The following is a 23,300-nucleotide window of genomic DNA, read 5'->3' as shown; positions in this document are numbered from 1 at the left end:
TGTCAACTCGAGAACGCATTATTATGTTTATTTTGCTTGATTTTATGCTCATTTATGTTTATCATGAAAACAGATCGAAATTCAAACGCTTTCAAGGAGAGAATGCAGATGACGTATGCAATCGGCATTGACTTTGGCACCGCTTCAGGAAGAGTGCTTATCGTTCATATAGAGACCGGTGAAGTTGCCGGCATGCGTGTTGTCCCATATAAAAGTGGTACAATCACGTCTTCCCTAGCAGATAAAGCGATCCCACATCCATTTGCACTGCAAGATGCAAAGGATTATATGGATGTTTTAAGGGCAGGGATTCCGGAGGCTGTGAAAAAAGCCGGTATCCATCCGGATCAAATCGTTGGACTGGGAGTTGATTTCACCTCCTCTACCGTAGTGGTTGCAGATGATCAATTAACACCGTTAAGCGATAAAGAAAAATTCAAAACAAATCCGCATGCTTACGTAAAACTATGGAAACACCACGGAGCAAGCAAAGAAGCTGCGGATATGTTCGAAGTTGCCCGTATGAATAAAAATAGATGGCTTGGCAACTACGGTTATAATGTAAGTAGCGAGTGGATGATTCCTAAAGTAATGGAACTCTTAAATAACGCCCCAGAGATTTTAAAAGAAACCGCCTATATTATGGAAGCAGGTGACTGGATTGTCTCTACCCTCATTCAGGAAAATGTCCGGAGTAATTGTGCAAGAGGATTCAAAACATTTTGGAACGAAGAAGATGGGTTCTTTTACGATTATTACGAACAGCTTCATCCGAAACTTCCGTCGATCATCAAAGAAAAACTGGAAGGAAGGCTTGTTAAAATAGGCGAGAAAGCAGGAGAACTATCAAACGAAATGAGTAAAACCTTAGGACTTCCCGCAGGTCTCCCTGTTGCACCGGCAATCATTGATGCACATTCCGCACTGCTTGGCGTCGGCTCTGAACGTAAAAACCAACTAACGATGGTAATGGGGACATCAACCTGTCATCTCATGCTGCACGATGAACAAAAACAAATTCCAGGAATTTCAGGCAGTGTAAAAGATGCAATTATACCGGGATTGTTTGCCTATGAAGCAGGTCAATCCGCTGTTGGTGACCTGTTTGCGTATGCTGTTAAACAGGCTCCAAATGAATACACAGAGGAAGCCTCAAACCGTCATATATCTGTTCATCAATTATTAGAGGAAAAAGCAGCTGAGAAGCGCGCAGGAGAAACGGGATTGGTTGCACTTGACTGGCACAACGGAAATCGCTCTGTATTAAGTGACAGTGATTTAAGCGGTTTACTGCTTGGCTTAACCCTTCATACGAAAATCGAAGACATCTACCGAGCGTATATGGAAGCAACAGCATTTGGAACGAAAATGATTATGAGATCATACGAAGACTGGGGAATGCAAATTGACGAAGTCTTTGCATGTGGCGGCCTGCCGCAAAAAAATGCCTTATTAATGCAAATTTACGCAGATATTTTGAATAAACCCATCCATATTTCAGCAAGTGACTATGCACCTGCCATCGGAGCAGCAATTCTTGGCACCGTCGCAGGAGGAGGACATCGCACGATGGAAGAAGCTGTCCAAAAGATGAAACAGCCCTTTTTAAAAACCGTCTACCCTATCTCAGAAAACGTAAAGATCTATCAATCGCTGTTTGAAATATACCACGAAATGCATGACTTTCACGGCTTTGAGCGAATCAATATGATGAAGCGGCTGCATGAATTAGCTGCACGCGACTAATACGCATATGAAAATAAAAGCAAAAAAGCAAGTAAGGCTAAGTGTTTCACTTACGATGGAGAAGATATAAAATTACATTCTATTTTAGCGTACTAAATCACCTAACATTTAGTACGCTATTTTTTCTTGACATCACAACGTTGGAATGTATCATTTACTCTTTTATCATTTGTAATAACACCATGAATGACAAAGTGACAATATGGATTGGCTGTGCCCTAAACGTATTGCTAAAACAGAAAATCATTCCTTTGCTAACATACCTTTTTTATAAAAGTGCTATTTAGCGTATATGGTCCAAAAAGAGAGAGATGCATTTTTAAATTGAACCTGATATTCGGAATATTTATGTTAAAATAAATTACTTATCACGTTGTAAAAATTTCAGTGCCTTGTAACCATCTGAAGTATAACCTGCATAACTACCCCACCACTTTGGATAAACCATTGGAATGATTATTACGATAAATTGAACAAGATTCATCCAAAACATACCAGTTACAAAAAAAATAATACAATTGACTTTAATTATAAGCGTCTTTACGGTGCTTTCCGTATTTGGAATTATTTTCGCGATCACATCTAAAAAGCTGTGGTTTATGATAACAGGAATTATACTGAATAGCGCAGTATTGGTATTTGCTTCTTTTCTTTTCCTAGCAGTAGGAATTAGTGAGCCATAAAAATGATTCAAGACATCTGGGCCGATTGTTCAAAAATCAAATGAAAATAATTAAAAAGAAACAGCTCCGTTACATGTGAACGGAGTTGTTTTAGTTTTAATAACACAATGAGTCCATTTCTAAGTTCATTCAATTTTTACGAATGGTCTAAAAACGTTGCTATTTCATAATACGGGTATTTTGAGTTTTCTCCATGGTAAGCGAACGACCTAAAGGGGCAAACCTTTTTTACTTGCCTATTTCTCCTGAGCATTTGTTTTTGACAAAAGTTATTATCTTGATATAATATATCTCGAATTAAAGATAATTGGAGAAGAAGGAACGGATAGAAAAAAAGACTTACTCGCATGATAAAGGCAGATATACTCGCTATGAGAGCGTAGAAATAATATTTTTTTAATATCAAGCTGGAACGGTACTGCGCAACTTCAACAGGCTATGGCTCGAGTTCCATTCCATATCGCTCGAGTCTATCCTTTTATTGCGCGACACGTACTTAAAAATCAAGAAAATAACGATCACTTTCACTTTCATTTAGGAGGTTCATTTGATAAATATCTAAGCTTATTGCTGTAGGAGTCGGAGTCGCATTGATTGGCCCTGGAGCCTATTCGATTGACGCCATCATTTTTTAAAGGAAATGGTATGCTCCATCCCACATTTCTTGATTACTAAAGGAGGATGACAATGAAATCATTAAAAGGTATTCACCATGTTACAGCTATTACAAGCAGTGCAGAAAAGAATTATGAATTTTTTACGTATGTTCTAGGGATGCGTTTAGTAAAGAAAACAGTCAACCAGGATGACATTCAAACGTATCACCTATTTTTCGCCGACGATACAGGCAGCCCAGGTACAGATATGACTTTCTTTGATTTCCCCGGCATTCCTAAAGGGGTGCACGGTACAAATGAGATTGCAAAAACGTCTTTTCGTGTCCCAAGTGACGCAGCACTAAAGTATTGGGTGGAACGTTTTGATCGCCTAAAAGTGAAGCACGAAGGCATCAAGGAGCAGTTTGGCAAGAAAACACTTTCTTTCGTTGATTTTGATGATCAGCAATATCAACTCATTTCAGATGAAAAAAATCGTGGCGTTGCGCCGGGAACACCATGGCAAAAAGGGCCAATTCCGTTAGACTACGCCATTACCGGACTAGGACCGATCTTTGTGCGTGTCGATAACGTTACGCACTTCAAAGAGATGATGGAAAAAGTCCTATTATTTAAAGAAATCGATCAGGAAGCATCCTTTCATTTATTTGAAGTTGGCGAGGGCGGAAATGGCGCGCAAGTCATTGTCGAACATAATACAGCTCTACCTCAAGCACGTCAAGGTTTTGGAACGGTTCACCACGCGGCTTTCCGAGTGGAGGATCATGAAGGGTTGAACGATTGGATACAGCATCTGCAAGATTTGCGGCTGCCAAACTCCGGTTACGTCAATCGCCACTACTTCGAGTCCTTATATACAAAAATTTCACCACATATTTTATTTGAAATTGCAACAGATGGCCCGGGATTTATGGGCGATGAACCTTATGAAACACTTGGTGAAAAATTGTCCCTGCCGCCTAAACTGGAGTCAAAACGTGCAACCATTGAAGCATATGTGCGTCCAATCGACACTGTAAGAAGTACAAAACAGTTGACGAAAGAATAAGAAACACTCGGTTGAAAACCGCGATGAAAAGGAACAGGCATAGGAGCACGCTTTCGATAAAAAGGAGGAAAAGGCATGGAACTAAAAGGAATCCATCACGTCTCCGCATTAACGGCAAAAGCATTCGAGAATGTCGATTTTTATACGAATACACTCGGTATGCGTATGGTCAAGAAAACAGTAAATCAGGATAATCCATCATTCTACCATCTCTTTTACGCGGATGAACAAGGCAGTCCCGGAACAGAATTAACATTTTTTGATATCCCAATGCTTGCTAAGAACCATGAAGGAACCAACAGCATTTCCGGTATATCCCTGCGTGTCGCTGATGACCAAGCACTAACGTATTGGAAGGATCGATTTGAGGAATTGAATGTCAAGCATGGTGGAATATCCGAGTGCGCTGGACATCAGACACTTCCTTTTGAGGACTTTGAAGGACAGCGCCTATCCCTGATTTCCGATGAACAAAATAAGGGTGTTTCCGCCGGTATTCCTTGGGACAAGAGCCCGGTTCCGCCAGATAAAGGAATAAAAGGACTGGGACCGGTCAAACTGACGGTTCAACACGCCGAAGCTACGAACGGCGTCCTCACAGGTCAATTAGGTTTTCGCAAAAAAGGACAGTACGCTTCAACGATCGAAGGACAGCCGGACATCCTAGTATTTGAAACTGGCGAGGGTGGAAATGGCGCCGAAATCCATGTGGAGGAAAGAAAAGATTTACCTCCTGAGCGACAAGGCAGGGGCGGGGTACATCACGTGGCATTTCGGGTTGAAACCGAAGCAGAACTAAGGCAATGGATTCAAAAGATCCAAGATGCGAAATTCCAGAATTCCGGATTTGTCGATCGATATTACTTCCGCTCTTTCTATTTTAAAGAACCAAATGGAATTTTATTTGAATTAGCAACAGACGGTCCAGGGTTCGACACCGATGAAGAGCTGGAACACTTAGGTGAAAAATTGGCACTTCCGCCATTTTTAGAACCGAGACGCGCGGAAATAGAAGCAAAATTAAAACCATTGAATATACGCGATTAAGCTAGAAATAGCTAACCATCTCTGAAGCAAGAGGTGGTTTTTTTCTATCTAAAAATGTTGTCATTAAACGCTTGATGAAGATCATACAGTAGCAATGGATGATCGCGTATTACTACATCCATGCTTACATATCTTCATAATGCGTAATAATTTTTTGCACTTGTTTCAATGTGCGCAAAAGGTGATGATAATTACTTGTGCCGATTTCACGCTCGATTTTCCCCTGCACTTGCATCCATATTGGTGTCGCTTCGTACAATTTTTCAATTCCTACCGAAGTTAAAGAGACGCATTTTGATCGGGAGTCTCGTTCGTCTTTTTCAACATGGACAAAATTATTTTTTATTAGCACATTCACATTGCGAGTGATTGTCGTTTGCTCCAACATCATGACTTCACCCAATTCGCTAATCGACAATTTTTTATACTGATAAATATTAACGAGCATATAATATTGCGTAATTTTTAAATCCGTTGCCTGAAGTAATTGATTATACAGCTGGGTTAATGAACGTGAGACCGTTCGCAAATTAGCACAAGCACACGCTTGCAAAATATTTTCAACTTCATGTTTTTCCATCGCCAACCTTCCTTTCTCCAAGTTTGTCATTGACAAAAATTGAAATTCTTTATAGGATACATGTATATACATGTAATTTGAAAATTTTGAATTAATTTCATTGTAAACGATATTCGATGAAATGAAAACTTACATGTGGAGAAAGGAGAATAGGAAATGGACTGGATGGACGGATGAAGGAGAACGACGCATTGGTTTATCTCGTGGTACGCTCGCTATGATTGAAAAATGATCAAAGAAACATCTATTTTTAAGCTATTTTCGAATGATTTGATAGCGCTTACGAATAAAGGGGGAAGTGAAATGACAAATTTAATGGAATGGAAAAAAAGAATGAGAATCCCAGTGATCGGTTCGCCGATGTTTATCATTAGTAATCCAAAGCTTGTCATCGAACAATGTAAAGCAGGTATCGTAGGTGCAATGCCTGCACTTAACGCAAGACCGTCCTCCCAACTGGATGAATGGCTTGCAGAAATTACAGAAGAGCTTGCGAGCTATAACGCGAAAAATCCGGATCGACCAGCAGCACCTTTCGCAATTAATCAAATTGTCCACCGTTCGAATACACGTCTTGAAGAAGATATGGCCTTATGTAAAAAATACAAAGTGCCCATCATTATCACGTCACTCGGTGTAAGGGAAGATGTCTACCAAGAGACACAAAGTTATGGTGGAGTCGTATTGCATGATGTGATCAATCAGACGTTTGCGAAAAAAGCGATTGAAAAAGGAGCGGACGGTTTAATCGCAGTAGCGGCAGGAGCAGGAGGGCATGCTGGTTCGAAAAGTCCATTTGCACTCATTCAGGAAATTCGTGAATGGTTTGATGGAACACTTGCACTCGCGGGCTCTATTGCAACGGGAGGTAGCATTTTGGCAGCGGAAGCAATGGGAGCGGATTTTGCTTATATCGGTTCACCATTTATCGCGACACATGAGGCAAGGGCGGTTGACGAGTATAAACAAGCGGTTGTTGAAGGAACTTCGGATGATATCGTCTATAGCAATTATTTTACAGGTGTGCACGGAAACTATTTAGCACCATCCATCCGTGCAGCAGGAATGGACCCAGATCATTTACCAGAAAGTGATCCATCAAAAATGGATTTTGGCGGAGATGCTAGTAAAAAAGCGTGGAAAGATATTTGGGGTTGTGGTCAAGGAATTGACGCAATAAAAAAAGTACAACATACAAAAGATTATGTAGCACAATTAGAAGCACAATATAAAGAAGCGAGAGCAAGATTGTTGAAGTAACCATTATGGGTTGTTGGTCTAAAAATTCAACATGGGCAGATAAAAAAACTGGAACCTGGCGATACAATTAGCGGCTTTTCTACCAATAGCAAAAACTTTTCAACGATACGTGCTTACTTATTTAATAGTTTATAACTCATAGAAGGGGCTTCCCCCCTCATTTGTTGTTGCTCGATCTTGAGGTGATGTTGCGCTTCTTTGAGGTGGTATTGCGCGACTTTAAGGCGGTATTGCGCGACCTTGAGATGATATTGCTCGACTTTGAGGTGGTATTGCGCGACATGGAGATGGTATTGCGCGACTTTGAGGTGATATTGCTCGACCTGGAGGTGGTGTTGCTCGATCTTGAGGCGATATTGCGCGACCTTGAAGTGGTATTGCGCGACTTTGAGGTGGTATTGCTCGACCTGGAGGCGTTATTGCGCGACTTTGACTCGTTATTGCGCGACCTTCTTTATTTACTGTGCATTTTTGATAATGGAGAAATACCGCCACCCCCCTATACGCATGCATTAAAATATGATAAGCTAACATACATTATGCTACGCGAAGAAGGGATCTTACGTTGAAAGTTAATAAAATCTATATCATTATCATTCTCGTTATGCTGTCGTGGGGAATAAATGTGTCCGCGCTTAAAGTGATTGTTGCGAATTTTATGCCAATAACCATTACATCCTTGAGAATATTCGTGGCTAGCTTAACCGCATTCCTTATCCTTACCTTTTTGCGGCTTGTCCGTTTGCCGAAAAAATCAGAGATTATTTACATTATTGGCGGTGCTTTTTTAAGTGTCTTCTTTCACCACTTTTTCCTGGCTGAAGGACTTACTAAAACATCCGCTACCAATACAGGACTGATTCTCGGGTTGGGTCCGCTCTTAACCGTTGTTTTTTCCATGATCTTCTTAAGAAGAAAGCCCTCGTGGATCCAGTTCACTGGCTTCATTCTTGGAACCTTAGGCGTGAGTACAACGGTTTTAGTCGGCAGTGGCGGAGTGAACGGGATTAATCTCGGGGATGTACATATTTTACTATCCATCACATCGCAGGCGCTCAGCTTTATTTTAATTAAGCGGGCCTCAGAAACGATGGAACCGCGTCTATTGACCGTATATATGCTGCTAATCGGTTCCTTCTTTCTTTTTATCGTCAGTTTATGGAAGGAACCCGGTGGCATCGATTCGCTTATCGGTGTTGCGCCATCCGTTTGGGCGGTGTTCCTTTTCTCTGCAATCATTGCGACAGGAGTTGGACATATGGCTTATAACTACGCCATCGGGCAAGTCGGACCAGCAGAATCATCCATATTCCTTAACTTAAACACATTCTTTTCACTAATTGGAGCGGCCCTTTTCTTAGGCGAATCGATTGTCCCGGGACATTTTATTGGACTCATTTTGATCGTCTCTGGCGTTCTGCTTGGCTCCGGCGGACTGGAAGCTTGGCTATTGAAGCGAAAACAAATGAGAAGCTCCGGAAATCCTAGCGCATAAACGATGGAAGCTTGCAGCCAACATGCTGCAAGCTTTTTTTCTTGCCCGAAAGTTGGTTGTATGAGGGCATGCTCAGCTTCTATCTCCTTGGCCTCCGTCATAAAAATTGCCAGAACCGCTGACCCAGCAGTTCTGGCTTCTTATCTATGAAACAGCATATTGAATGTTTAACCAATCCTGGTAGGTTTTTATAATTGGAATGTGATGCTGCTTCCAAGGCAAGTATTTCATGGCGTGCGACGTATTAAATAAAACAACTTCATCCTCTTTTCCAATCCATCCTTGCTCGATTAAGCGAGTAAAACCTGCCCAAGTAGCCGCTCCTTCTGGTGACGAGGAGATCCCCTGTTTACCAAAAGAAGTTTGCGCTTGCTTGATTTCATCTTTGGAAACCGCAATCGCCGTACCGTCCGATTCCGATAGAATAGAAACAATTAATTCCCCGTCCGGCGGGCTTGGCACACGCATACCGGTTGGACTGGAAATGACATTATCCTTTTGTGCGGTGAATGCGCCCCCACGAGTACAGGTATCGACAACAGGCTGACAGCCGGATTCTTGCACACTTACCATGCGCGGAAGATCCCCTTCAATAAAACCGAGCTGCTTTAATTGTTTAAACGCATTCCACATACCAATCACCCCGGAGCCTCCGCCTGTTGGATAAACAATCACGTCTGGAAGGTTCCATTCTAATTGTTCCGCGAGCTCCAGCCCCATTGTCTTTTTTCCTTCTGCTCTGCCTGGTTCCTTTAGTGTTCCGACATTATGCCATCCCTGCTCTCGCCTGCCATCCGCAATGATCTTACCTGCATTGTGAATGAGTCCGTCAACTAAATAGGTGTTAGCCCCGTATTGCACACACTCCTCCACGATGAGTCCTGGGCAGTCTTTCGGGACAAATACATCCGCCCCCATTTCGGCGTGACTGGCATATGCTGCTAATGCAGAGGCCGCATTGCCATTGGAATTAACGGCCACCTTTTTTATTCCATATTCGTTGGCAATCGAAAGCGCAGCAGAAAAACCCCTTGCCTTAAAACTGCCCGTCGGATTTTGTTCTTCTCGCTTCACCCATAATTTTTTCACCGGAAATGCTTTTTCCGCTCTTTTCATTCGAACAAGCGGCGTCCATCCTTCACCTAAAGAAATGATATGGTGCGCACTCTCCACAGGCAAAAGCTCTTTATACCTCCACATCGACGTGCCCCGGCTTTTTAAACTTTCCTTTGTCAACGTTTGGCTAACTTTCTCAAGATCGTACTCCACCATTAATGTTCCGCCACACCCGCATTTGGTTTCTGTTAAATGAAAGGGATGTTTTTTCCTACAACTGTTACAGCTAAACCAAAATTTCATCAAAACACTCCTTCTGGGGATTGTTCGTAATCCTTTCATCAAAAGGGAAAAGCTACTGCGAAAGGGACTTGCTAGCTTATCTAGCTTATAAATCTTCTTAATATTCCGACTTTTATTTCCGTCAGGATGTCATCCGACTAACTTTCCGGCCAATGTAAGTCATGTTCCTCTACCGTTGTAATTTCATTTTTTTCATTCACAAATACAACTCTCGGATGTAACGTCTCGATTTCTTCCTCGGACATTTGCGCTAAACTTAGAATGATCACAATATCACCAGGCGAAAACAGATGTGCTGGTGGACCATTTAGGCAAATCTCCCCCGTTCCCTCAGGAGCTGGCAATGCATACGTTTTCCATCTCGTTGCATTTCGCAGGCTCGTAATCTGAACCATTTCATATGGCTTGATATTTGCCTCTTTCATGAGTTTCGAATCGATCGTAATACTCCCTACATAATCGAGATCAGCTTCTGTCACGACAGCTCGATGAATTTTTCCTTTACACATTAAACGCTGCATGCAAATTCCTCCTTAGGTTTATCGTACAAAAAACATGTTGATAAATCTATATCGTCATAATGTTCGAACCAGTTGGATTTCGCGTGGAATGATTGGTTGTTCCACAAGATGTGTGCTTTTGGAAGAATTTCATAGAAAAAACACGAAGGAGGATGGGAAGTGGCTGCAAGTTTTGGAAGCTTTGCTATTTACGATAAACTGCTTGCGTAGGAACATTTAGCGGTTTTGCGACATGTATGCAGCGTTCACATCCTTGTATCGGCGCTTCACCCCACTACTGCGCCGTATACCCTCCATCCAGCAACACTGCTTGCCCAGTAACACCCTTCGCCTTAGCACTGGCTAAAAACATCATATAATCCGCAATCTCCTCCACCTCGATCAAACGATTTTGCGGGACAAGTGGATAAATAACTTCTTCCAGCACTTTCTCTACTTCAACCCCTCGATTTCTGGCCAAGTCCTCCATCTGATTTCGGACGAGCGGTGTATCTACATATCCAGGGCAAAGCGCATTCACCGTTATTCCGTGGTTTGCTCCTTCTAAGGCCGCAACTTTTGTCAGTCCAATCACTCCGTGTTTCGCACTATTGTATCCCGCTTTCCCCTGAAATCCGATGACCCCATTAATGGATGCCATATTGATAATTCGGCCAAATTTTTGTTTTTTCATAAACGGAAAAGCATATTTAATCCCGAGAAATGGCGCTGTAAGCATGATGGATAACAGCTGTTCAAAGGTCTCCTTGGGAAATTCTTCGATACTTGCTACATGCTGCATACCGGCGTTATTAATCAACACATCTAAACGGCCGAGCCGATCAACCGTATCTTCAATCGTATGTTTGATCTCTTCTTCCTTGGTAACATCACATTGAAAACCCCATGCAGCACAACCCTCTTCTCGCAACTTTTGAGCGGCCTTTTGAACATCCTCCTTATTCTTGTCTGTCAAAATAACCTTAGCTCCGCCGCGTGCAAATTCCCTTGCTACAGCATATCCGATCCCGCTGGCGGCACCAGTAATGAGCGTTATTTTATCTTTGATCATGATTCTTCTCTCCTTTTCACACGTTTCCTTTTACTATCTAGTTTACTATGTATTTCCTTCTAAAAAAACCAAATCATGAGCAGTTTATTTCCTGCCCATGATTCCGCCAATGAAGTCCTATTCCACGTCTACGATTCCTTCGTCACTTCAAACACGCCAGCTTCCTCGTTTAACATAAGTTTTTCACCTTCTGCTAAGTTGGTAAAGACAATCGGCGTGATGGTAGACTTCGCGTTCTTTTCGATATAAGCTAGATCAGCTTCCATTAAAGGCTGTCCGGTTTCAACACGGTCTCCTTCTTCAATAAGCATATGAAAACCTTCCCCGTTCAACTGTACCGTATCCAGTCCAACATGGATGAGGATTTCTTTTCCGCCATCTGACTGAATACCAATCGCATGCTTCGTTGGGAAAATATTCATCACTTTTCCGTTTGCAGGGGATAAGACCGTTCCATCTTCAGGTTTGATAGCAAAGCCGTCTCCCATCATTTTACCAGCAAAAACTTGATCCGGAACTTCTGTAATTGGTACGATCTCCCCTTTCAGTGGAGAAACATAGGTCTCTATTGATGCAGCTTCCTTACTTTCCTTTTCCGCTTGTTCAGGCTCCACCGCTTCTTCTACGCGCGGTGTTTTTCCTGCCATAATATCCTGCATTTGTCCTTTGATGGTCTCTGATCGAGGTCCGAAAATCGCTTGGATGTTATCGCCAACTTCTAGCACCCCTGCAGCACCAAGATTTTGTAGCTCTTCTTTATCAACACGCTTGATGGAATTTACGGAAACGCGAAGACGTGTAATACATGCATCCAGATGTGCAATGTTTGCTTGTCCGCCCATCGCTTCTAGGACGTTATATGCTAAGTCTCCAGTTTCCCCTTTCGCTTCTTCCTGTTCTTCTTTATCTTCCTCACGCCCAGGTGTCATTAAGTTAAATTTCTTAATAAAGAACCTGAAAATGAAATAGTAAATCACGGCAAAAATCAGCCCAAGTATAATGGTGATCCACCAAGGTTCTTTCCCTGGCAAGATACCAAACAACACGAAATCAATCGCCCCACCTGAGAAAGTATAACCAACATTCACGTCAAAGAATGCCATTAAAACAAAGGCCGTTCCATCTAGAATCGCATGTAGTGCGAATAATAATGGGGAAATAAACATGAATGAGAATTCAAGTGGTTCGGTAATGCCAGTTAAAAAGGATGTTAGCGCAGCAGAACCTAATAGTCCTGCAACCACTTTTTTCTTTTCAGGCCTTGCCATGTGATACATTGCTAAAGCAGCAGCCGGCAGTCCGAACATCATAATCGGGAATTCTCCCGCCATAAAGTTACCCGCTGTGATCTCTACCCCGTCTTTTAACTGGGCAAAGAAAATGGACATATCGCCGCGCACCAGATTGCCTGCTTCGGATGTGTAGGAGCCAAATTCATACCAGAATGGGGCATGGAAAATATGATGCAATCCAAATGGAATCAGCAAACGCTTAATAAATCCAAAGAAAAAGACTGCGATATAGGTTCCTTCTTCAATCAGCCAGTGGGAAGCACCATTCATCGCCTCTTGAATGGGCGGCCAGATGAATAACAGCACAATTCCGGCAACAAATGACACGGCCGCTGTAACAATCGGCACAAACCGTTTTCCAGCAAAAAAACCGAGAAAGGACGGCATTTCAACATTATAATAGCGATTATAGCAAAACGCAGCAATCAGTCCGACAATAATTCCGCCAAATACTCCGGTTTGTAGTGTATCGATCCCAAGCACAGACGCAAAACTTGGATCTTCTTCAATCATCTCAGGCGTTACCCCTATCCAGGAACTCATTACCTGATTCAGTACTAAATAACCAACAATCGCAGCTAATCCCGCTGCCCCGTCAGATGTTAGTCCAATCGCAACACCGATCGCAAAAATAAGAGCCAGATTATCAAAAATAATACCACCAGCATCTTCCATGACCATTGCAACCATTTGAATCCAGTCCGCCTCAAGGAACGGAAGATATTCCAGCATGGTTTCCTGCTGGGCAGCGTTACCAAAGCCAAGCAGAAGTCCCGCCGCAGGAAGCAGTGCAACTGGAAGCATCAATGCTTTCCCGATTTTTTGCAGCTCGCCAAATGCTTTTTTAAACATAGCTCTTTACTCCTTTATCTATCGTAGTCAAACATTAAAAAAGGCATGAGTAAGAAGGTCACGACAAAACAGATATAGAGCACCTATACCATTGTCCAATCCTTTTACTCATGCCTGATCGCGTCAGTAACACGTATTATTCATATTTACTTGTTAACCGCACAAGATGCATCGTCAGATAAACCGCTTCCGCATCATACACGGGCCTTTTTAATGTTTGCTGCATGATTTTTATCAACTTCCAAGCTAAATTATAGCATATCGGATATTCCTGTTTCAACAGGATTGCAATTTTCGCCGGTTCGTCGACATGCTCATCCTTGACTACCCGATCAATCGTATAACGAATATGTCGAATCAAACGTATATAATGAATGCTGTCTGGATCGATCTTGATACTAAGTTCCGCTTCAATCGTTCCGACTAAAGTGGTAACAAGTCGGGCATATTTGTTAATATCCGAAACGCCCATACGCGTTATCGCTCTATGCACATGCAAGGCGATAAATCCAACTTCCCCTGCCGGTAAATCAATATCCAGCGTTTGATTGATAAAATCAACAACCTCCGCTGCAATTTCATATTCAAAGGGATATAGCGCTTTGGTTTCAGTCAGGAAAGGATTCTTCATTTCCATCCCTTTTAAGAGACGGTTGATCGCAAATAGCAGATGGTCTGTTAACGCTACATGCACCTGTTCATGTAAAGAGACATTGGACTTTCTTCGAATGATGTCCAGCGAATCGATGATCGCCTGCAATATTTTTTCATCCATATCAGGAAGCAAACGTTTATAATGTTCCTGTTCGCTTTGATTGCGCAGTACGAATAATTTCTCTACATCCTCTTCATGAATGAAAGCATTTTTCTTCGTATGAAAACCGATCCCTTTTCCGATTAAAACAACTTCCTCTTCCGCTCGATCTTTCGCAATCAGCACATTATTGTTTAAAACTTTTTTCACAATAAACGTATCCACGTCTGCCCTTCTCCTTACTTGCTTACTACATACCTTGTCACGTCACGGGAATGACCAAACGTTGGGCAAGTAAAACGGCAATTGATTTCACGCCCCATACTTTCCCTTCTTTTACGATGAACCGATGTCCGCAATAATTATGTAAAATAAACGTCATACTTGCATGCATAAACGTAAATCCCTCACATCGTCTGTACAAATTGTACTACAATCACGCTCCAATGAAAAATGGGTTGTTTTTCGATCCAAATGAAAATGACTACTACATGAAAATAGCATGTACCAGTCATTTTTACCCGATTTAGCATAAATTTGTGAACACTACGGCTTTGGTGTAATCATCACCGAGGATACGGCACTACCAACAAGTTTGTCGTGTTGTTTTAGCTCCGCTGTTAAATAGGAAACCGTACGGCCAAATTTATCAACGTTCACTTCTATATCAACATCCCCTGGAAATGTCGGACGGTGAAATGTCGTTTGCAAATTAATCGATGCAAAAGCCTGCTCCTCTGTCAGTAGCGAAGTAATCGCATACGACATCATAATATCAGCGGCTCCTGCCACGAATCCGCCCATAATGACACCGTTTCCATTGATGAACTTTTCATCAATGGTCCAAACGCCCTTCGCAAACCCATCCTTGGCTTCGATTAATTTCACGCCCATTGTTGTATCACATGCCGGAGGAGCACTTTCCCCGCGAATCACATCATGCAAATTTACCGTTTTCATCATGTTTATCTGTCCTTCCTGCAATAAATTATGTCTCGTTATAAATACGGTACTAACCCTATTCGTCATACGTCAACAGATTTCCTGCCTTTTACACATTTTTATGAAATAAGGACATACTTCTTTTAAAGTAGTTAGTAGCATGTTCGTCAATAAATACGATATACTGTAAGCATCATTTACATTTCTTAGCAAAGGAGCTACACATCATGACTCGTTTAATTGCAATCGACATGGATGGAACACTGCTATCAAGGGATCACACCATCCGTATCAGAAATAAAGAAGCAATCCTGCAAGCAAAAGCAAATGGCATCGAGGTGATCATCGCTACAGGCAGAAATTTCCCAGAAGCCTATCAAATCGTTACCGAACAAAGATTGAACCCGCCATTTATCTGTTTAAACGGGGCGGAAGTCAGAGATGAATCCGGGAAAATCATTTCAGCAACATACCTCATGGAAGATGATCTTAAACAGATGCTTCCCATTTTACAAGCAGCGGGCTTAGAATATGAATTGTTTATTGATCAATATATTTATACACGAGATTTAGAAAGACAAATCGATATGTTTCTCCTTATCGCTGGTGCAGAAAAAGGTACGCCTGCCGCAGATAAGATTCGAAGCGAAGTCCTAAAAAGAGCGGAACAAGGATTCATCCGCACCGTCCCTTCCTATGATGAAGTTTTCCAGAAGCATCACAGTGAAATTTCCAAAGTGCTCGCAGCTTCTTTCCATGATGAAAAATTACGAAAGGCAAAAGAAAAGCTTCAGGAATTTCCAGGCCTTGCAGTCAGCTCTTCCGGCCCTGGAAACATAGAAATTAATCATGTGAACGCCCAAAAAGGAGTCGCTCTTGAGCAATATGCTAAAAGCAAAGGAATCTCCATGGAAGATGTCATGGTGATCGGTGACAATTACAATGACATTTCTATGATGAAGCGGGCAGGCCGCGCCGTTGCCATGGGAAATGCTGTAGATGAAATCAAAGCATACTGCTCCCACGTCACCGCAACGAACGAAGAAGATGGCGTTGCTCTTGCGATTGAAGCTGTGTTATAAAAATTTTCAGGTGGCATAAATAAAACCGCATGAAATCAAGGTGTAAAAATTTGATTTCATGCGGTTCATTCAGTTTTATAGCGTTTTATCTTAGCTGCTTTCTTTCGCTCGAAATGCAGCATGGTGGCTTAATTACTTAGCACCAGCGCGGACATGATGAGGCGCTCTTATTTGGAAGTCTAATCTTCCGCACGTGCACCGCACTAGTCCAGCACGATTTTCTTCTCCCTGTCCATGGACTTCATACAAGCATCAAGCGCCCGCATGTTTGCTAGTGTATTTTCGAGGTCATGATCAAGGTGAGGATCGCCATTTAAAATGGCTTCTGAAATATGCTCCACCTGATGACGGTATTGATCCCCATCTAATGCTTCCGTCCGCTTCACGCCAGAGTTTATAACACGGAGGAGCGTCGCTCAACTTTGGCTTGGTGTTGCGCGACTTTCTTACTTTATTGCGCGAGTAATTCTTCCTATCGCTCGACCTAACTGCCTTACCGCGCGAGATGACGGTGTTATTGCGCGACCTTCATTTTCAAACATTTTCTGCCTCAGCAGAAAAACAACCCTATCCCCAACATCATTCATCCACAATAATATAAGTAGCTTCCACAGGACCATGCACACCGACGATTAGATTCATTTCAATATCTGCACTATTACTTGGTCCTGATATGAAGCTGACACACGAAGAGACGTCATTTCCTTGTTCGTTTGCTTCATGAAGCTGTTTTGCTGCTTGCGTAATGCGGGGCACAAGTGTGCTTTTTGGTATAATTGCTATAAATTTTTGCGGCAGTAGACTGATCGATCTGCCATTATGTTTATGATTCAATAATGTTACCGTCCCGGATTCGGCAAGCGTGATGTCACTGAAATTAATCCCAATATCTGCGCGTTCCGCAATTACTTGATTTTCTTTTCCAATTGCAGGATCCCATTCATGAACTTCCATTTCTTTCTCCCGAAGTTCCTCAAACATTTCCCGCAATCCGTACTGCTCATTGCGATCATCCTTCGCTGTAATAACGGTTTTCGCCTGATAAGCGGTAATCGTTTCTTTTAAAACTTGCGGCAAACCGGAGCGATCCGTCAGCTTTACGTCCGTATGAATCGCTTCACATTGTTTCGCCAAAACTTCCGCTAATGCATCCTTCGTATAGCCTTGGCGTGTTCTAAGCTGTGGCTGCACGCTCCAGTCCGGACGCTGTACACCTTCTGTCCGGCGCGGGCGTCCGAGTCTTCCCGCCAATTTATCCAGGAAAGCGTCTCTATTTTGAATCGCCATTATGCATTGCCACCTTTCTGTCTTTCCTTAAACCAAGACCTGAAACTTTGTTTACTTGGTGCAGGAAAATCTCGTACATCGGTCCAGCCCTTTAATGGACCTGGTCCGTTCGTGATCGTTTCCTTTCTTGTCCATGGTTTTAGGGCGGTCCGTGCCATTTTCGCGCTCATTTTATAAGCAGCAGGGGTGGAAGCCCATTTGGCGTAACCTTTCATAGCAAGTTTTTCTCCCTTTGGTGCCATGTTTTCCTTTTCCACAATGATTTCCCGGTGGCGAATTAACTGTTCGTGGAGCGGAATCTTTACCGGACAAGCTTCCGTACATGCGCCGCATAAGGTGGATGCATACGGAAGTTCCTTATGTTCGTCATACCCATCAAGCAGTGGTGTCAAAACCGCGCCGATCGGGCCGGGATAAATGGATCCATATGCATGACCACCGACATGCCGGTAAACCGGGCAAACATTAATACACGCTGCACAGCGAATACAATGAAGTGCAGATTGAAATTCTGTTCCAAGTATTTTTGACCGACCATTATCAACAATGACCAAATGGTAATCATCCGGTCCGTCGATTTCATCCTCCAGCCGTGCACCTGTTACTGAGGTTACATAACTCGTCAGCTTCTGTCCAACAGCAGAACGCGTCAGCAAGCTTACAAGCACTTCTAATTCTTCCCATGTTGGCACAATACGTTCCATTCCCATGACCGTTATTTGCGTATCAGGTAAAGAGGTAACCATGCGGGCATTTCCCTCATTTGTCACAAGTGTCACCGTTCCAGACTCAGCAACAGCGAAGTTACATCCGGTGATGCCAATATCCGCTGCTAAAAATTCTTTGCGCAATTGTTCGCGGGCAAATAAAGCAAGCTCTTCTGCCTTATCTGATTTGGTATAACCTTTCTTTTCCTCAAACGTCTCCTGGATTTGTTGTCTGTTTTTATGCAGAGCCGGTGCGACGATATGTGACGGCGGATCTTCATCAAGTTGCAAAATCCATTCGCCCAAATCCGTTTCGACGACCTCCGCACCCGCTTTTTGTAAAGCTTCGTTCAGCCCAATTTCTTCCGATACCATCGATTTGGACTTCGCTACTTTTTTCCCGTTTTTCTTTTTTACAACGTTTTGGATATATGCATTAGCTTCTTCCGCTGTTTCCGCGAAAAAAACATTCCCGCCGCGCTTTGCTACTTGTTCACTGAGCTGCTGCAAGTAATAATCCAAGTTTTCCATCGTATGTGTGCGGATCTCTTCTCCTAATGTACGCCAGTCTTCCCAATCGCCGAGCTCTTCTGCGGCATGTAACCTTCCGCTTTTTAAGCGACCTTGTGCAGAAGATACAGCTTGACGCATAAAATCATTTTTTATTCCATCTTCCACACGATTGTCAAAAGAGGCATCTCCAATTCGCAAACTCATTCCTCTCACTCCTTAGCGATGATTTAATACTTCCGTAATATGAACAATTTTGATATTTTTCCCTTCCCGCTTCATTCTACCGCCAATATTCATCAGGCATGCCATATCGCCGCCGATCAAATATTCAGCACGTGTTTTTGCAACATGCTGTGCTTTTTCCTTTACCATCTCAGCCGAAATCACGGAATTTTTCACGGCAAACGTTCCACCGAATCCACAGCAATCCTCAGCAAGCGGAAGTTCCACAAGATCAATTCCCTTTACATGTCGAAGCAGCTTTTGCGGTGCTTCTTTCACCCCTAAAATACGCGTCATATGGCAAGACGGATGATAGGTAACTTTTCCCCGAAATGTCGCACCAACATCTTCTATGCCAAGCACATCCACCAAAAATTGGGTAATCTCATAGGACTTTGCCGCAAGCTCTTTGGCTGGCTCTTCCCACTCCACATCTCCTTTGAAAACTTTCGGATATTCACGAAGCATGCCAACACAAGATCCAGACGGCCCAACGACATATTCCGAATCTTTAAATGCGCGCATCATCTGTTTCATCGCTTCTTTTGATTCTTGCAAATAACCACTATTAAATGCCGGCTGACCACAGCACGTTTGCGCTTCCGGAAAATCAACCTCGCAGCCGACACGCTCCAAAATCTCCACCGTATGTTTACCAACGTCAGAACGCAACATATCACACATGCATGTGATAAATAATGAAACTTTCATCAAACTCCACCTCTTATATTTTTGTAAGGTCTATATATATTTAAATAACAATGCTTCCACACCAACGATATGATCGAACATGGTTCTTTGCGCCAGATCCGCGTCCCCACCTTTGATCGCTTGATAAATCGCGCGATGCTCCGCCAATAATTGTTCATCTCTTCCTTCTGCATATAATAAAACTTTGCGCGTTTCCCGAATGGTCTCCACCATCATCTCCGAAACACTATTAAGCAGGTTGATCAACATATCATTATGCGTCGCATTTACGATGGCCTGGTGAAAATGAAAATCTGCTCGCTCACCTAATTCCCCGTCACCAATCGCGTCAACCATTTCCTCAAGTCTTTTTTCCATTAACTTTAAGTCATCTGCATGACGGCTGGTGGCCGCCAAGGCGACCGCGCCAACCTCTAGTATTCTACGGACCTCAAATAATTCTTTTACATCTTCTTTTTTCATCAAAAATGCCGTCGTCACCGGTAGTGAAAATCTTGATGCATCATACGTTGTCACATATGTTCCTTCCCCCTGGCGCATATGAATGAGTCCCATCGCCCTTAAGCCACTGAGCGCTTCCCGGATGACGGACTGACTCACACGAAAATTCTCAGCCAACTTCGCGACTGAATCAAGTTTATCCCCCGGCTTCAAATAGCCATTTTTGATCGAATCTATCAATGCGTCCGCTACTTCCTCATAGATTTTCTTCGGTTTAATCGGTTTATATTCCAACTGCATTACCCCCTTTGTTTTTCAGCATCGAATTATAATTCGACAAATTCGGGTGGTGCCAGGCACCAGAGCATCCCCACTGGAAACAGCCGCTCTCTTCTATAAGAAAAACAATAAAATAAAACCTCCAACTCCACCTAAGATACCATATAAGATCGCTGGACCTAATGTTTTTCTGATAACATCTCCTTCTTTACCGGACATGCCTACCACTGCCGAAGCAGCAACAACATTATGCACACAGATCATATTACCTGCAGCCGCTCCAACGAGTTGACCTGCCAGTACAAGATCCGAATTTATTCCCGTTTGATTCGCGATATTCAATTGAATTGGCGAAAATGTCAGTGTCGATACAGTAGCACTTCCCGTAATAAATGCACCTAGTTCACCTAAAAAAGGCGCTGCAAAAATCCACATCGACCCAAACGTACTTGCAAGTGCATGCGCAATATACTCTGGCATGCTGGTCAAATCATTCGCATTTATCCCGGAATTCGTAAACACTTGCACCAAAGCCAAGGTGGCGATCAATGAAACACCAGCCGTTTTAATAGAAAGCAATGATTCCTTCGATGCCTTCGCAACATTGGAAAAAGACTTCCGCTGCACAATTACAGCAAATATCGCAGACATTACAAGCACTGCCCCCGGAGAATATAATAGCTCCCAGTCTGACGTGATCCCTTCCACGCCCAAAATATTTGTCCAGGTTAAGTCGATCGCTTTCTGCGTAAACGCCGTAACCTCAGGAATGACCCTTGTAAGAAGCAATAAAGCGATCATAATGATGTATGGAAACCAAGCTTTTGCCAAACTCATATCGGACTGCTTTGTATCTACTTTAAAATCATCCTTTAGCGCATCTTTCCATTCCTTTTTCGGCAGCAACCAGCCCTTCTTCGCTGTTAGTGTAGCAACAATCAAGCCGGTAATCGAAGCAAATATCGAAATGAATTCCGGTCCAAACAACATCGCATACACAAATGCAGATCCCGTATATGTAATTCCTATCATAAGTGTCCATGGCAAGAGTTCAAGAAAGTTGGATAGTTTTTTCTCCTTCCCAAAAAACATCGTTAATATAATAACAAGTATAAATGGAATAAACGTCCCAGCAAACAAATCAACCATCGTCGTCTTTACCGCAATATCATGAAAAAATGCAGTACCCGCACCAGGAAGATTACTTAAACCTACATTGACAGGAGTACCTACCGCACCGAACGGCACTGCCGAACTATCCGCAATAAGTGCTAATGTAGCCGCTGCCAATGGATGAAAACCTAGCGCAAACATTAATGGCCCCGTCACTGCAGCAGGCGTTCCAAAACCCGAAGCGCCTTCGATCAAAGAACCAAATAAAAAGGCCACAATAATCACCTGCACCCGCATATCACCAGTGATCCCGCGGAACCCTTGATTAATTCGATCCACCGCACCCGTATGCCGAAGCGTATTCAACAAAACAATAGCACCAAATAAAATAAAAACAATCGTTAACGCCTTATGCGTCCCCTGTAAAATCGAGGCAAACACAACTTTGCCTTCCATACCCCATGCTGTCAGCGCAAGCAAAATAACAATAGCAGCACTATATGTCATCCCTTTCACCGCTGACATCCTCAAGAGAACCAGAAAAATAAATGGCCCAATAATAGCACTTAAAGCCACTAACAATAACAAAAATATCCCCACCCATATTCTTTTTTATAGAAAAATAAAGCGATTTCATATTTAAGTCAACTGGTCATCTGATGACTAGATGTCTTCTTAAAATAGTAAACGAATCCATCCGATCGTGTCAATGTTTAAATTTTAAAAATTATGAATGGGATGGGGGATGCATGCGATCAAAACATGAGGCGCAAGCGATGTGCACAGCCCTCCGGTTGATAGGATGACGGTTCCGGGTGATAGTTTCAGGATCCGGTTGATATGAAGGCAGTTCCGGGCGATAGTTTCAGGATCCGGTTGATATCTCCCTGCGCTTCCCGATTTTTTTCTTGACACACCAATGACACACGTATAGTCTAAAAATAAATGACCAACAAGATTTGAATATTCAGCTTGATTGGGACGATCATTTGTATTGCAATCTTCGCATGCGTGATCTTGTTCTTATTTGAGGTAAAAGTTCCCTGCTCGGAACTTGGATACATAGATGCAGGGGTATCCGAAGCGGCTATGTATTACTAGATTAAATATTGCCACTGACGAAAAATTGTTTAGTATAGACAGATTTATACAAAAAAAGAAGGGTGACTTTTGATGGTAATTGTAAAACCTATTCTAATCGCTGCTGTTCTAGGGATTATTGTGCTTTTTATTACACGGTGGTTAAAAAAATCAGACCTTTCCATCGTATTCCAATTGCTTCCCGGAATTCTAACAGTTATTGCAGCAGTTATCATATTTTCTATCAGCTACGTTAACATTCGCGGAACGGAAGGGATGAGTTACGGATTTCTATCGATTACATTAATGATTTTTGCAATCATCTCTCTAAGAATCGTGAGAAAATGAAGTAGCAATAGATGCTAAATGGACAACCCCGTCCAATATAGACGCCGAGCCATAATGCGCCTACTCGCGCAGACATTCCTCGTCGTATGCAGCTGGTTTTCTGCATCCGCAGAAAACCTGCCATCGATCGATTCTAAAAAGAAATTTTCTCCTTCTGGTCGATAAAGCTACCCCTCCGGTTGATAAAGCCTCTCCTCCGGTTGATATCCCCTCCCTCCGGTCGATAAAGCCTCTCCTCCGGTTGATATCCCCTCCCTCCGGTCGATAAAG

At 42.7% G+C, this 23,300-nt stretch carries 23 protein-coding genes; 8 read left to right on the top strand and 15 right to left on the bottom strand.

Going from position 1 to position 23,300, the window contains the following annotated elements:
• Nucleotides 1-108 precede the first annotated feature (108 nt).
• The 3 genes from GZ63_RS0112345 (at nucleotide 109) to GZ63_RS0112330 (ending at nucleotide 5,141) form a co-directional block, all read left to right on the top strand.
• On the top strand, nucleotides 109-1,746 hold the full coding sequence (locus GZ63_RS0112345; protein ID WP_029269996.1) for a ribulokinase: 1,638 nt from the start codon (nucleotides 109-111) through the stop codon (nucleotides 1,744-1,746).
• Nucleotides 1,747-3,116: 1,370 nt separating this feature from the next.
• Entirely contained in the window at nucleotides 3,117-4,094 is a 978-nt protein-coding gene (locus GZ63_RS0112335; protein WP_029269992.1) for a ring-cleaving dioxygenase, read from the top strand.
• A 75-nt stretch (nucleotides 4,095-4,169) separates the two neighbouring features.
• Nucleotides 4,170-5,141, top strand: coding sequence for a ring-cleaving dioxygenase (locus GZ63_RS0112330; protein WP_029269990.1), 972 nt, complete (start codon nucleotides 4,170-4,172; stop codon nucleotides 5,139-5,141).
• 124 nt (nucleotides 5,142-5,265) lie between these two features.
• On the opposite strand, the gene GZ63_RS0112325 is transcribed toward GZ63_RS0112330, so the two are convergent.
• A complete protein-coding gene (locus GZ63_RS0112325) occupies nucleotides 5,266-5,721 on the bottom strand; it encodes a MarR family winged helix-turn-helix transcriptional regulator (RefSeq protein ID WP_029269988.1) in 456 nt (151 codons plus the stop codon).
• A gap of 303 nt (nucleotides 5,722-6,024) precedes the next feature.
• Between GZ63_RS0112325 and GZ63_RS0112320 the strand changes: the two genes are divergently transcribed.
• The 3 genes from GZ63_RS0112320 (at nucleotide 6,025) to GZ63_RS0112310 (ending at nucleotide 8,476) form a co-directional block, all read left to right on the top strand.
• Nucleotides 6,025-6,981, top strand: coding sequence for an NAD(P)H-dependent flavin oxidoreductase (locus GZ63_RS0112320; protein WP_029269986.1), 957 nt, complete (start codon nucleotides 6,025-6,027; stop codon nucleotides 6,979-6,981).
• 161 nt (nucleotides 6,982-7,142) lie between these two features.
• Nucleotides 7,143-7,550, top strand: coding sequence for a hypothetical protein (locus GZ63_RS0112315; RefSeq protein ID WP_029269984.1), 408 nt, complete (start codon nucleotides 7,143-7,145; stop codon nucleotides 7,548-7,550).
• Nucleotides 7,547-8,476, top strand: coding sequence for a DMT family transporter (locus GZ63_RS0112310; protein WP_038221244.1), 930 nt, complete (start codon nucleotides 7,547-7,549; stop codon nucleotides 8,474-8,476). Before GZ63_RS0112315 ends, GZ63_RS0112310 begins: the two co-directional genes overlap by 4 nt.
• A gap of 144 nt (nucleotides 8,477-8,620) precedes the next feature.
• On the opposite strand, the gene GZ63_RS0112305 is transcribed toward GZ63_RS0112310, so the two are convergent.
• From GZ63_RS0112305 to GZ63_RS0112280, 7 genes are all read right to left on the bottom strand, one after another.
• The gene (locus GZ63_RS0112305; RefSeq protein WP_029269980.1) at nucleotides 8,621-9,835 is read right to left on the bottom strand and encodes a threonine synthase; all 1,215 of its coding nucleotides are present in this window, start codon (nucleotides 9,833-9,835) and stop codon (nucleotides 8,621-8,623) included.
• A 137-nt stretch (nucleotides 9,836-9,972) separates the two neighbouring features.
• Nucleotides 9,973-10,356 carry an aspartate 1-decarboxylase gene (gene panD / locus GZ63_RS0112300; RefSeq protein ID WP_029269978.1) on the bottom strand — a complete coding sequence of 128 codons (384 nt, stop codon included), beginning with the start codon at nucleotides 10,354-10,356 and terminating at the stop codon, nucleotides 9,973-9,975.
• Between the two features lie 274 nt (nucleotides 10,357-10,630).
• A complete protein-coding gene (locus GZ63_RS0112295) occupies nucleotides 10,631-11,407 on the bottom strand; it encodes a 3-hydroxybutyrate dehydrogenase (protein WP_029269976.1) in 777 nt (258 codons plus the stop codon).
• A 128-nt stretch (nucleotides 11,408-11,535) separates the two neighbouring features.
• Nucleotides 11,536-13,551 carry a glucose-specific PTS transporter subunit IIBC gene (ptsG, locus tag GZ63_RS0112290; protein ID WP_029269974.1) on the bottom strand — a complete coding sequence of 672 codons (2,016 nt, stop codon included), beginning with the start codon at nucleotides 13,549-13,551 and terminating at the stop codon, nucleotides 11,536-11,538.
• 136 nt (nucleotides 13,552-13,687) lie between these two features.
• A complete protein-coding gene (glcT, locus tag GZ63_RS0112285; RefSeq protein WP_029269972.1) occupies nucleotides 13,688-14,530 on the bottom strand; it encodes a glucose PTS transporter transcription antiterminator GlcT in 843 nt (280 codons plus the stop codon).
• Between the two features lie 37 nt (nucleotides 14,531-14,567).
• Nucleotides 14,568-14,699, bottom strand: coding sequence for a hypothetical protein (locus GZ63_RS18615; RefSeq protein WP_264175934.1), 132 nt, complete (start codon nucleotides 14,697-14,699; stop codon nucleotides 14,568-14,570).
• 152 nt (nucleotides 14,700-14,851) lie between these two features.
• Entirely contained in the window at nucleotides 14,852-15,268 is a 417-nt protein-coding gene (locus GZ63_RS0112280; protein ID WP_029269970.1) for a PaaI family thioesterase, read from the bottom strand.
• Nucleotides 15,269-15,474: 206 nt separating this feature from the next.
• Between GZ63_RS0112280 and GZ63_RS0112275 the strand changes: the two genes are divergently transcribed.
• A complete protein-coding gene (locus GZ63_RS0112275) occupies nucleotides 15,475-16,329 on the top strand; it encodes a Cof-type HAD-IIB family hydrolase (RefSeq protein ID WP_029269968.1) in 855 nt (284 codons plus the stop codon).
• Nucleotides 16,330-16,532: 203 nt separating this feature from the next.
• Here the strand turns inward: GZ63_RS0112275 and GZ63_RS0112270 are convergent, their stop codons facing one another.
• From GZ63_RS0112270 to GZ63_RS0112245, 6 genes are all read right to left on the bottom strand, one after another.
• A complete protein-coding gene (locus GZ63_RS0112270; RefSeq protein WP_029269966.1) occupies nucleotides 16,533-16,715 on the bottom strand; it encodes a hypothetical protein in 183 nt (60 codons plus the stop codon).
• A gap of 193 nt (nucleotides 16,716-16,908) precedes the next feature.
• Nucleotides 16,909-17,616 carry a LutC/YkgG family protein gene (locus tag GZ63_RS0112265; RefSeq protein ID WP_029269964.1) on the bottom strand — a complete coding sequence of 236 codons (708 nt, stop codon included), beginning with the start codon at nucleotides 17,614-17,616 and terminating at the stop codon, nucleotides 16,909-16,911.
• A complete protein-coding gene (locus GZ63_RS0112260) occupies nucleotides 17,616-19,040 on the bottom strand; it encodes a LutB/LldF family L-lactate oxidation iron-sulfur protein (protein WP_029269962.1) in 1,425 nt (474 codons plus the stop codon). Before GZ63_RS0112260 ends, GZ63_RS0112265 begins: the two co-directional genes overlap by 1 nt.
• A gap of 12 nt (nucleotides 19,041-19,052) precedes the next feature.
• Complete coding sequence (locus GZ63_RS0112255) at nucleotides 19,053-19,769, bottom strand: (Fe-S)-binding protein (RefSeq protein ID WP_029269960.1); 717 nt, start codon at nucleotides 19,767-19,769, stop codon at nucleotides 19,053-19,055.
• Nucleotides 19,770-19,799: 30 nt separating this feature from the next.
• Nucleotides 19,800-20,504 carry a FadR/GntR family transcriptional regulator gene (locus GZ63_RS0112250; protein WP_029269958.1) on the bottom strand — a complete coding sequence of 235 codons (705 nt, stop codon included), beginning with the start codon at nucleotides 20,502-20,504 and terminating at the stop codon, nucleotides 19,800-19,802.
• A 99-nt stretch (nucleotides 20,505-20,603) separates the two neighbouring features.
• The gene (locus GZ63_RS0112245; RefSeq protein ID WP_029269956.1) at nucleotides 20,604-22,190 is read right to left on the bottom strand and encodes an L-lactate permease; all 1,587 of its coding nucleotides are present in this window, start codon (nucleotides 22,188-22,190) and stop codon (nucleotides 20,604-20,606) included.
• 585 nt (nucleotides 22,191-22,775) lie between these two features.
• On the opposite strand from GZ63_RS0112245, the gene GZ63_RS0112240 reads away from it, so the two are divergent.
• Nucleotides 22,776-23,030, top strand: a complete 255-nt coding sequence (locus GZ63_RS0112240; protein WP_029269954.1) for a YesK family protein — start codon at nucleotides 22,776-22,778, stop codon at nucleotides 23,028-23,030.
• 60 nt (nucleotides 23,031-23,090) lie between these two features.
• Here GZ63_RS0112240 and GZ63_RS18160 read toward each other — a convergent pair.
• Nucleotides 23,091-23,300 (bottom strand): hypothetical protein (locus tag GZ63_RS18160; protein ID WP_198020939.1); only part of this gene is annotated, 210 nt, incomplete at its 5' end.

Source organism: Virgibacillus alimentarius, assembly GCF_000709085.1.
GTDB lineage: Bacteria > Bacillota > Bacilli > Bacillales > Amphibacillaceae > Virgibacillus_B > Virgibacillus_B alimentarius.
This window is presented reverse-complemented; position numbering and strand designations above follow the sequence as displayed.